We start from the raw sequence: 8,153 nt of genomic DNA on the forward strand, positions 1-8,153 counted from the left end.
GGATTCGAGCGAAGCCCTGCCGCCTGCAGCCCAGGTCAGGTCAGGCAGCGGACGAAATCCGGCTCGACGGCGGCGTCAGTGCGTCGTCAGTGATGAGCCAAATGATTGATTTCGTCTTTGATTTTGAGCTTTTGCCGCTTAAGTTCGTTGATCCGGATATCATCCGGATGCGGTCGGGACTCTTCTTCGGCGATCAGTTTATCGAGGTCGGAATGCTTCGTCTTGAGTGCTTCGACATGTTCCATTGCGGACATGCGAGTACCTCCTTTCCGGTTTCCGAGGCCGATCAATAAAGCAATGCTAACGCCGCCTTGAGGCGGTTGTAAACGAGATCGGCATGACTCGGCGAAACCCCAAGGAATCCGCGGTAGAGAGCCCCCCGACCCGGCTGATCGTCGGCATGAGCGGCGCGTCGGGCGCCATCCTGGGGATTCGCATGCTGCAGGCGCTGCGACCCCTGCCGGTTGAGGTCCATCTGGTGATCTCGCGCGCGGCCGAGCTCACCATCGCCTACGAGACCGACATGAAGGTGCCGGAGGTGCGGGCGCTGGCCGATGCGACCCACGGCATCAACGAAATGGCGGCACCGATCTCGAGCGGTTCCTTTCCGACTTTGGGCATGGTGATCGCGCCCTGCTCGATCAAGACCATGTCGGAGATCGCGACCGGCGTGACCTCGTCGCTGCTGACGCGCGCCGCCGATGTGACGCTGAAGGAACGCCGCCGCCTGGTGCTCATGCTGCGCGAGACGCCGCTGCATACGGGCCATCTGCGCAATCTGACGGCGCTCTCCGAGATGGGCGCCATCATCGCGCCGCCGGTGCCCGCCTTCTATGCGCGGCCCAAGACGATCGAGGAGATGGTCGATCACAGCGTCGGCCGGGTCTGCGATCTCTTCGGGTTGGAGACCGGCGCCGTGAAGCGCTGGCACGGCCCGCCGCTCAGCCCGCGCTCGCGCAAGACGCGCGGCATCGGCGAGATCGAGGAAGATTGAGGCAGTAACGTCTGTCCCCTCCCCCTTTTCAGGCTATGGCATTCACACATCTCATCCGAGCGCGCCACCGGACAAGAAAAAGATGAGTCATTTCAAAGGTCGCATCAAAGCAGAACGTCCAAGTCTTCCCATGCTGAGGCAACCGTAAGGCCTTGATGCAGAGTCGATTTTTGAGATGTGTGAATCCGATAGCGCAAGACGGGGGAGGGGACAAGCTGCGTCTGTATCTTCCAAGCTCACCCAAAACACGCCTTGATCAGCGTCTCCACCGCCGCCTGATCTTCTCCACCCAATGGCTTCGCCAGACGAGCGAGATAGCGGTCGATGTGGCTGCGCGCGGCGGCGGCGGGATTCCCGGCGGCCGTCGCTTGCGGCAGCAGGGCCGCCAGCGCGTTCTGCGCCAGTTCCTCGCCCGCGATCTCGGCGTCGAGCACGCGTTTGCGCAGGGCCATGCCGGCTTCGGTCGGGACCGGCGCCACGCCCTGCTTCAGGCGGTTGCGCACGGCGCGCAGCGGCTCCACCACCTGCTCGCGCCAGAGCTGGATCGAGGCTTCCGCCTTGGCGATGTCGGCATCGCCGAGCGCGCGGCCTTCGGCCGCCGCCCAGCAGCCATAGAGCAGCAGATTGACGTCGGCGCCGAGCCGGTCCTGCAGGCCGATCACCGCCGGCGACAGGCCGGGCTTGCCGTAATGCGCCAGGCTGAATTGCCAGAATCCCTGTCCAACATCCGTACCCATGATCGCGTCCTCAATCGCCGAATGAAATGCCAAGGCCGCGCGCAGTGTGCACCAGCGTGCCGTCCGGATCGACCACCTGATTGCGCTCGATCGCCTCCAGGATCGGCACGTCGATGACGCGCCGGTTCTGCCAGGCCACCATGCGGTCGAACTTGCCGGCGGCGATCAGATCGACGGCGTGCACGCCAAAGGCCTGCGCGATCACGCGGTCGCGCGCGTCCGGCGGTGCGCCGCGCTGCAGATGGCCCAGCACCGTGACGCGGGTCTCGGCGCCAGTGAGGGCCGCGAGCCTCTCGCTCACATGATGGCCGATGCCGCCATAGGTGGCCTTGCCGCCGACATGGACGCGCGTGACGGTGTCGCCGGCCTCCGTCGGCACCGCTTCGGCCACCACCACCAGCGCGAAATTCCGGCCCTGCCGCTTGATGTCGTCGATCTTCGCCGCGACCCGTTCCATGCGATAGGGAATCTCCGGAACGAGGATCACGTCGGCGCCGCCGGCGATGCCGGCGGAGAGCGCGATATGGCCGGCATCGCGCCCCATCACCTCCAGGATCATGACGCGATCATGGCTGGCGGCCGTCGGCTGCAGCCGGTCCAACGCCTCGGTCGCCACCTGCACGGCGGTGTCGTGTCCGACCGAGATCTCGGTCAGCCCCAGATCGTTGTCGATGGTCTTGGGGATGCCGACGAGATTGAGGCCGCCCTGCTGGGCCAGCCGCCGCAGGATCTGGAACGAACCGTCGCCGCCGATGCCGATCACCGCATCGAGGCCGAGCAGGCGATAGCCCTCGATTACCTCCTCGGACCGGTCCACCGTATGCCCGTCCGCCATCGGAAAGGCGAAGGGGTCGCCGCGGTTGGTGGTGCCGAGCACCGTGCCGCCCTGGCGCAGCAGAACCGTCGTCATGGTGTAGGGATCGAGCCGTTCGGCCGAGACCGGCCGGGCCATCAGCCCCGCCGTCCCTTGATGCAACCCGATCACCTCCCAGCCCTTGTTGCTGACGGCATGGAGCACCACGGCTCGCAGCACGGCATTCAGCCCGGCGCAATCGCCGCCGCTGGTGAGAATTCCGATTCGCTTGATCATGCGCGGGGAGCCTCCCTGATGGGCGTCATGGAATCCCGAACGATCACAGGCCGCCGAGTCTGGGAACGCAATCTTGGTTAATGAATGTCGGGGATGGCGGTGAACTGTGCAAGGCGGGCCAATCGGTAGAAAGGTCGCAACGCTGGCGCCGGCCGGATGCGTAGTATCCGCGGTCGGGCTCGACTATACTCAGGACCATCCCGCCTGCACCGGAGAGCCTGGATGTTGGGGCAAGAGGATTTGCGCCGCCGGCTCGAAGAGCTGCGCAGCGAGCATCGCGATCTGGACGACGTCATCGCCCAGTTGCAGACGACCGCGCCTTTCAACCAGCTGCAGGTCCAGCGGTTGAAGAAGCGCAAGCTTGCGCTGAAAGACCAGATCATCAAGCTGGAAAGCCAGCTTCTCCCCGACATCATCGCGTAGAACGGTCTGACCATCAGGTCAAAACGCCAGGAATCCCCGGCAGTTCCGCGCCTTGCCACCCCACCCCTCCCCCCTATAATGTCGCGCTCCCGCCGGGGCGGGGCCCGGTTGGAATCAAGGGGCCGGGATCTGGGGAGCGAGGCGAAACGCGCATGGCCAAGACGGCACCGTCGGTCGGCATCATCATGGGAAGCCAGAGCGACTGGGACACCATGCGCCACGCCGCCAGCACGCTGGACGAGCTGGGCGTGCCCCATGAGGTGCGGATCGTCTCGGCCCATCGCACCCCCAAGCGCCTCTACAGCTACGCCCAGGGCGCCAAGAAGCGCGGCCTGAAGGCGATCATCGCCGGCGCCGGCGGGGCCGCCCACCTGCCCGGCATGACGGCGTCCATGACCACCCTCCCGGTCCTGGGTGTGCCGGTGGAAAGCCAGGCGCTCAAGGGGCTCGACAGCCTGCTCTCGATCGTCCAGATGCCGGCCGGCGTGCCGGTGGGCACGCTCGCCATCGGCAAGGCCGGCGCCGTCAATGCCGCCCTCCTCGCCGCCGCCGTGGTGGCGCTTATGGACAAGCGCCTCGACAAGCGGCTGGAGGCCTGGCGCGAGGCACGCACCGCCGCGGTCGCCGAACGGCCGACCATGGACGTGCCGAGCACGCGATGAGCAGCAACCACGCCGCGAAAGGTGCCACCGCCTCGGCCGACAAGGGCCAGGTGATCGCGCCGGGATCGACCGTCGGCATTCTCGGCGGCGGCCAGCTCGGCCGCATGGCGGCGATGGCCGCGGCCCGGCTCGGCTTCAAGACCCATATCTATTGCCCGCCCGGCGACAATCCCGCGACCTATGTCTCGAACGCGTCGACGATCGCGCCTTACGAAGACGAGGCGGCGCTGGCGCGCTTCGCCGCCGCGGTCGATGTCGTCACCTTCGAGTTCGAGAATGTGCCGAGCCGCACCGCCGAGACGCTGGCACGTCTCAAGCCGACGCGCCCCGCGCCGCGCGTGCTCCATATCTGCCAGGAGCGCCTGCGCGAGAAGGACTTCCTCGCCTCGATCAAGGTGCCGACCACGCGCTATATGGAAGTGGCACGGGCCGAAAGCCTGGAACGGGCGCTGCGCGAGATCGGTCACCCGGCGATCCTGAAATCGGCGCAGTTCGGCTATGACGGCAAGGGCCAGGTGCGGATCGACGCCGACAGCAAGTTCGACGAAGCCTGGAGCAGGATGGGCGCCTCGATCGGCATCCTCGAGGCCTTCGTCGATTTCCGGCTGGAGATCTCGGTCATCGTCGCCCGCGCGCTCGACGGCAATGTCGTCGCCTATGAGCCGGTCGAGAACCAGCATCGCCATCACATCCTCGACACCACGATCGTGCCGGCGCGCGTGACGCCCACCGTCGCCATGCGCGCGGAGGCCATCGGCCGGCATATCGCCGAGGAGCTGGGGCTGATCGGATTGCTCGCGGTCGAGATGTTCGTGACCAATGACGGCGAGGTGCTGGTCAACGAGCTGGCGCCGCGCCCGCATAATTCGGGCCATTGGTCGATCGATGGCTGCATCACCAGCCAGTTCGAGCAGTTCATGCGCGCCGTCTGCGGCCTGTCGCTGGGCTCGGTCGAGCGCCATTCGGACGCGGTGATGAAGAACCTGCTGGGCGACGACGTGCTGGGCTGGAAGGAGATCCTCGCCGAACCCGGCGCCAAGCTCCATCTCTACGGCAAAGCGGAGCCCAAGCCCGGCCGCAAGATGGGCCACGTGACGCGGCTCACGCCGAAGCGGTAAACGAAGATCCGAGGGCGAGAGAAAGGGAAAACTCACGCCCCCTCCCCTTGCGGCTACCGGATTCACACATCTCTGCCGCCGATTCAAATCGGAAGGAATCACGACCCCGCCCGATTCTTTTCGGAATCGGGAAGTACCGAAAGAGAAATAACCGAACGAAATTCGAGCTTGCGAAGTAGATGTGTGAATGCCGTAGCCCCTTGCGGGAGGGGGCGTGAGAATCTCCGCTAGGCCGCATTGCCGCGCCTTAAGCGTCGCAATATCCGCGCCGGGTCCGGCAGCTTCTCGAACAGCTTCTTCGCGCGGCCGATCTGTTGCGGGATCTTCATCACGTCGGCGATGCGACGGTCGAGGAAGGCCCAGCTCTCCGTGCAGCCCGCCGACTTGTCGTCGAGCCAGTAGAGCGCGGTGCTGCTGACCACGCCCGCGAGCAGCGCGCGCTTGGTGTAGAAATTGTAGTCGGTGGAGCGGTCGCCGATGCCGTGCCAGATTGCATCGACCGTACGGTAGAGCAGCTTGGCCGCGCGCGGCGCCTCCTGCGGCTGGGCGAGGAAACCCAGCAGACGGCGGACCGCCTCGCGATCGCCGTTCCAGGGCTCGAGCCGCAGCCGCACGGCGAGCGCGATGCGCTCGCGGATCTTGAGCGCTGCGAGATCGTGCCTGGCCAGCGCCTCCAGCATCTGGCGGTCGGCCTCCTCATGGAAGAGCGCCGCCAGCTCCGTCATGCCGCCCGGCACCAGCAGCAGCGCCTTGGGCAGATCGAGCCCGAGATCGGCGGCCCCGGCTTTCAGCGCGGCGGGGCTCCAGCCGTCGAAGGGCACATGGCGCAGCACGGTTCGCAGCAGCGCCACATAGACATCGCGATTGGCGTCATCCGGTTTCATGGCTCAATCCTCGCCTGGCATGCCGGTGGCCTGGATCGGCGGCGCGCCATGCTTCATCTCCTCGACGAAGGAGAGCAGCGACAGGTCGGTCATGCGCTGCGGATAAAGCGTGCCGTCGAGATGGTCGCATTCATGCTGCACCACCCGGGCATGGAAGTCGCGCGCCTCGCGCTCGATCGTCTCGCCCGAGAGGGTGAGGCCGCGATAGCGGATATGGCGCCAGCGCGGCACCACGCCGGTCAGGCCCGGCACCGAGAGGCAGGCCTCCCAGCCCAGCGCCTTCTCCTCCTCGAGCGGCTCGATCACCGGATTGATCAGGCAGGTCATGGGCACAGGGCCGCCCTCGCCCGCGCGATGGGGCGGCACCTCGAAGATCACGACGCGCAAGGGGACATGCACCTGCGGGGCCGCCAGCCCGACGCCGCCGGCATCGGCCAGCGTCTCCAGCATGTCGGCAACGAGCCGGCTGATCTCGGGCGCGGTCGGGTCCGCCACCGGCTCGGCGGGGCGGCGCAAAACCGGATGTCCCATGCGGGCGATCTTGAGAATGGCCATGGTGCTAATATGGGGGATGGAGGCCGGCCGCGAAAGTATGGGTGCTGTCGCGGGCGGGGCAAGAAATCGGGCCCGCAAGAACCGGATGTTTTTTAGCGAGACCCTTCCTTAGGGTTGACGCGCTTCCCGTCGCCACAGCAGCCGAGACCCCGTGCCATGCTCCGTCTTTATGACCATCTCGCGTCGCAGAATGGCTGGAAGGTGCGCCAGCTCCTGGCCCATCTCGATCTCCCCTATGAGCACCAGATGGTCGAGATCTTCCAGGGCGCGCAGCACAAGCCCGAGTTCCAGGTGCTCAACCCCGGCGGCACGGTGCCGGTGCTGGAGGTGGCGCCCGGGCGCGCCATCGCCGAATCGAACGCCATCCTCGGCTACCTGGCGGAGGGCACCGCCTATCTGCCGGACGACCGGTTCGGCCGGGCCAAGGTGATGCAGTGGCTGTTCTTCGAGCAGAACTATGTCGAGCCGGTGATCGGCAGCCTGCGCTATTGGACTCTCACCGGGAAGCTGGAGCGCAACGCCGCGGGCGTGCCCGCCCGGCGCCAGCGCGGGATCCGCTCGCTCGAGACCCTCGACCGGCATCTTGCAGCCCATGACTTCCTCGCCGGCCGCTATTCGATCGCCGATATCGCGATCTATGCCTACGGCGCCTGGGCCGAGGAAGGCGGGTTCGATCTGGGCCCCTTTGCCGCCTTCCGGGCCTGGAAAGCACGAGTCGCCGGGCTCCCGGGCCATCTCGCGACCCGTTATGATTATTCGATCGATCCTCATGCCAGCCGCGACCTCTAGGGGCAGCGCGCTACCCGAACCGCAACCTGTTGTTATTCAATCGATTCCGGGCGACACAGGAACGGCCCGGCGCTGCGCCAAAACGCGCTAAGGCCTTGTGCGATAACGGTTCACACTCGCCGGAAACTCTGTTATACACCCGCCCCTCAGCTGGTTCGAATTCGACCCGGCCCGTTATTTTTTGTCCCCGTTTGGAGAGCAGAGGCGTCCTTGCAAGTTCTCGTTCGTGACAACAACGTCGATCAGGCCCTGCGCGCGCTCAAGAAGAAGATGCAGCGCGAGGGTATCTTCCGCGAGATGAAGATGCGCCGTAACTACGAGAAGCCCTCCGAGCGCCGCGCGCGCGAGAAGGCGGAAGCGGTCCGCCGCCACCGCAAGCTGCTGCGCAAGCGCATGGAGCGCGAAGGCTACTAAGCCGACGCCCCGCTTCGGCGGATCCAGGAATACAAAACGGCGCTGCCCTGGGGGCGGCGCCGTTTTTGTTTTGGGCGATGATCGAAGAACGAAACCGGCGCTTCAGAAAGCTCCGTCCTCTCCGCCCGCGAAGCGGGAGGAGAGGGTAGGGTGAGGTGGGCCCTTTCCTGCAGGCACACCCTCACCCAGCTCCGAGTAAGTCTCCGCTTCGCAGGCCGGCTACGCCGGCGATCAAACTCAAAGTAGCGGGCCGTCGCCCGCGGCCTAATTCTTCGTATCCCTCGCCCTCACTTTCGTGAGGGCGAGGGATAAGGAAGCGAAGCGCGCCGCTCTCGAGACCTCTACCCCAGCGCCTTCACGATGCCTTCGGTGACCTTCTTCGCGTCGCCGAACAGCATCATCGTGTTGTCGCGGAAGAAGAGCTCGTTGTCGACGCCGGCGTAGCCCGAGGCCATCGAGCGCTTGATGAAGAGCACGGTCTTGGCCT

At 66.0% G+C, this 8,153-nt stretch carries 12 protein-coding genes; 6 read left to right on the forward strand and 6 right to left on the reverse strand.

Annotation, left to right across the window (positions count from 1 at the left end; all coding sequences use genetic code 11):
- Positions 1-86 precede the first annotated feature (86 nt).
- Positions 87-254 carry a YdcH family protein gene (locus ACREE8_RS15670; RefSeq protein WP_431573946.1) on the reverse strand — a complete coding sequence of 56 codons (168 nt, stop codon included), beginning with the start codon at positions 252-254 and terminating at the stop codon, positions 87-89.
- Between the two features lie 83 nt (positions 255-337).
- On the opposite strand from ACREE8_RS15670, the gene ACREE8_RS15675 reads away from it, so the two are divergent.
- Entirely contained in the window at positions 338-994 is a 657-nt protein-coding gene (locus tag ACREE8_RS15675; protein ID WP_431573947.1) for a UbiX family flavin prenyltransferase, read from the forward strand.
- 236 nt (positions 995-1,230) lie between these two features.
- On the opposite strand, the gene ACREE8_RS15680 is transcribed toward ACREE8_RS15675, so the two are convergent.
- Entirely contained in the window at positions 1,231-1,731 is a 501-nt protein-coding gene (locus ACREE8_RS15680) for a TIGR02444 family protein (RefSeq protein ID WP_431573948.1), read from the reverse strand.
- Positions 1,732-1,741: 10 nt separating this feature from the next.
- Positions 1,742-2,821 carry an ATP-dependent 6-phosphofructokinase gene (locus ACREE8_RS15685; protein ID WP_431573949.1) on the reverse strand — a complete coding sequence of 360 codons (1,080 nt, stop codon included), beginning with the start codon at positions 2,819-2,821 and terminating at the stop codon, positions 1,742-1,744.
- 222 nt (positions 2,822-3,043) lie between these two features.
- Here ACREE8_RS15685 and ACREE8_RS15690 point away from each other — a divergent pair, with 222 nt between their 5' ends.
- The 3 genes from ACREE8_RS15690 (at position 3,044) to ACREE8_RS15700 (ending at position 5,024) form a co-directional block, all read left to right on the forward strand.
- Positions 3,044-3,244, forward strand: coding sequence for a YdcH family protein (locus tag ACREE8_RS15690; RefSeq protein WP_431573950.1), 201 nt, complete (start codon positions 3,044-3,046; stop codon positions 3,242-3,244).
- A gap of 152 nt (positions 3,245-3,396) precedes the next feature.
- Positions 3,397-3,906 (forward strand): 5-(carboxyamino)imidazole ribonucleotide mutase, encoded by a 510-nt coding sequence (gene purE / locus ACREE8_RS15695; protein WP_431573951.1) that lies wholly within the window; start codon positions 3,397-3,399, stop codon positions 3,904-3,906.
- Entirely contained in the window at positions 3,903-5,024 is a 1,122-nt protein-coding gene (locus tag ACREE8_RS15700) for a 5-(carboxyamino)imidazole ribonucleotide synthase (RefSeq protein WP_431573952.1), read from the forward strand. The genes purE and ACREE8_RS15700 overlap by 4 nt, the downstream gene beginning before the upstream one ends.
- 227 nt (positions 5,025-5,251) lie before the next feature.
- On the opposite strand, the gene ACREE8_RS15705 is transcribed toward ACREE8_RS15700, so the two are convergent.
- Positions 5,252-5,908: a COQ9 family protein gene (locus tag ACREE8_RS15705; RefSeq protein WP_431573953.1), complete on the reverse strand. Its 657-nt coding sequence runs from the start codon at positions 5,906-5,908 to the stop codon at positions 5,252-5,254.
- Positions 5,909-5,911: 3 nt separating this feature from the next.
- Entirely contained in the window at positions 5,912-6,463 is a 552-nt protein-coding gene (def, locus tag ACREE8_RS15710; protein ID WP_431573954.1) for a peptide deformylase, read from the reverse strand.
- A gap of 156 nt (positions 6,464-6,619) precedes the next feature.
- Between def and ACREE8_RS15715 the strand changes: the two genes are divergently transcribed.
- Both ACREE8_RS15715 and rpsU read left to right on the forward strand, forming a co-directional pair.
- Positions 6,620-7,252: a glutathione S-transferase family protein gene (locus tag ACREE8_RS15715; protein ID WP_431573955.1), complete on the forward strand. Its 633-nt coding sequence runs from the start codon at positions 6,620-6,622 to the stop codon at positions 7,250-7,252.
- 210 nt (positions 7,253-7,462) lie between these two features.
- Complete coding sequence (gene rpsU, locus ACREE8_RS15720; RefSeq protein WP_151119368.1) at positions 7,463-7,666, forward strand: 30S ribosomal protein S21; 204 nt, start codon at positions 7,463-7,465, stop codon at positions 7,664-7,666.
- Between the two features lie 341 nt (positions 7,667-8,007).
- On the opposite strand, the gene ACREE8_RS15725 is transcribed toward rpsU, so the two are convergent.
- On the reverse strand, positions 8,008-8,153 hold a 146-nt coding region (locus ACREE8_RS15725; RefSeq protein WP_431573956.1), incomplete at its 5' end, for an NAD(P)(+) transhydrogenase (Re/Si-specific) subunit beta.

This window comes from Hypericibacter sp., from assembly GCF_050729195.1.
Taxonomy (GTDB): Bacteria; Pseudomonadota; Alphaproteobacteria; order Dongiales; family Dongiaceae; genus Hypericibacter.

Excerpts from the sequence above, each read along its gene's own strand:
- ACREE8_RS15670 (WP_431573946.1), bottom strand. The coding sequence starts at position 254 with ATGTCCGCAATGGAACATGTCGAAGCACTCAAGACGAAGCATTCCGAC.
- ACREE8_RS15675 (WP_431573947.1), top strand. The coding sequence starts at position 338 with ATGACTCGGCGAAACCCCAAGGAATCCGCGGTAGAGAGCCCCCCGACC.
- ACREE8_RS15680 (WP_431573948.1), bottom strand. The coding sequence starts at position 1,731 with ATGGGTACGGATGTTGGACAGGGATTCTGGCAATTCAGCCTGGCGCAT.
- ACREE8_RS15685 (WP_431573949.1), bottom strand. The coding sequence starts at position 2,821 with ATGATCAAGCGAATCGGAATTCTCACCAGCGGCGGCGATTGCGCCGGG.
- ACREE8_RS15690 (WP_431573950.1), top strand. The coding sequence starts at position 3,044 with ATGTTGGGGCAAGAGGATTTGCGCCGCCGGCTCGAAGAGCTGCGCAGC.
- purE (WP_431573951.1), top strand. The coding sequence starts at position 3,397 with ATGGCCAAGACGGCACCGTCGGTCGGCATCATCATGGGAAGCCAGAGC.
- ACREE8_RS15700 (WP_431573952.1), top strand. The coding sequence starts at position 3,903 with ATGAGCAGCAACCACGCCGCGAAAGGTGCCACCGCCTCGGCCGACAAG.
- ACREE8_RS15705 (WP_431573953.1), bottom strand. The coding sequence starts at position 5,908 with ATGAAACCGGATGACGCCAATCGCGATGTCTATGTGGCGCTGCTGCGA.
- def (WP_431573954.1), bottom strand. The coding sequence starts at position 6,463 with ATGGCCATTCTCAAGATCGCCCGCATGGGACATCCGGTTTTGCGCCGC.
- ACREE8_RS15715 (WP_431573955.1), top strand. The coding sequence starts at position 6,620 with ATGCTCCGTCTTTATGACCATCTCGCGTCGCAGAATGGCTGGAAGGTG.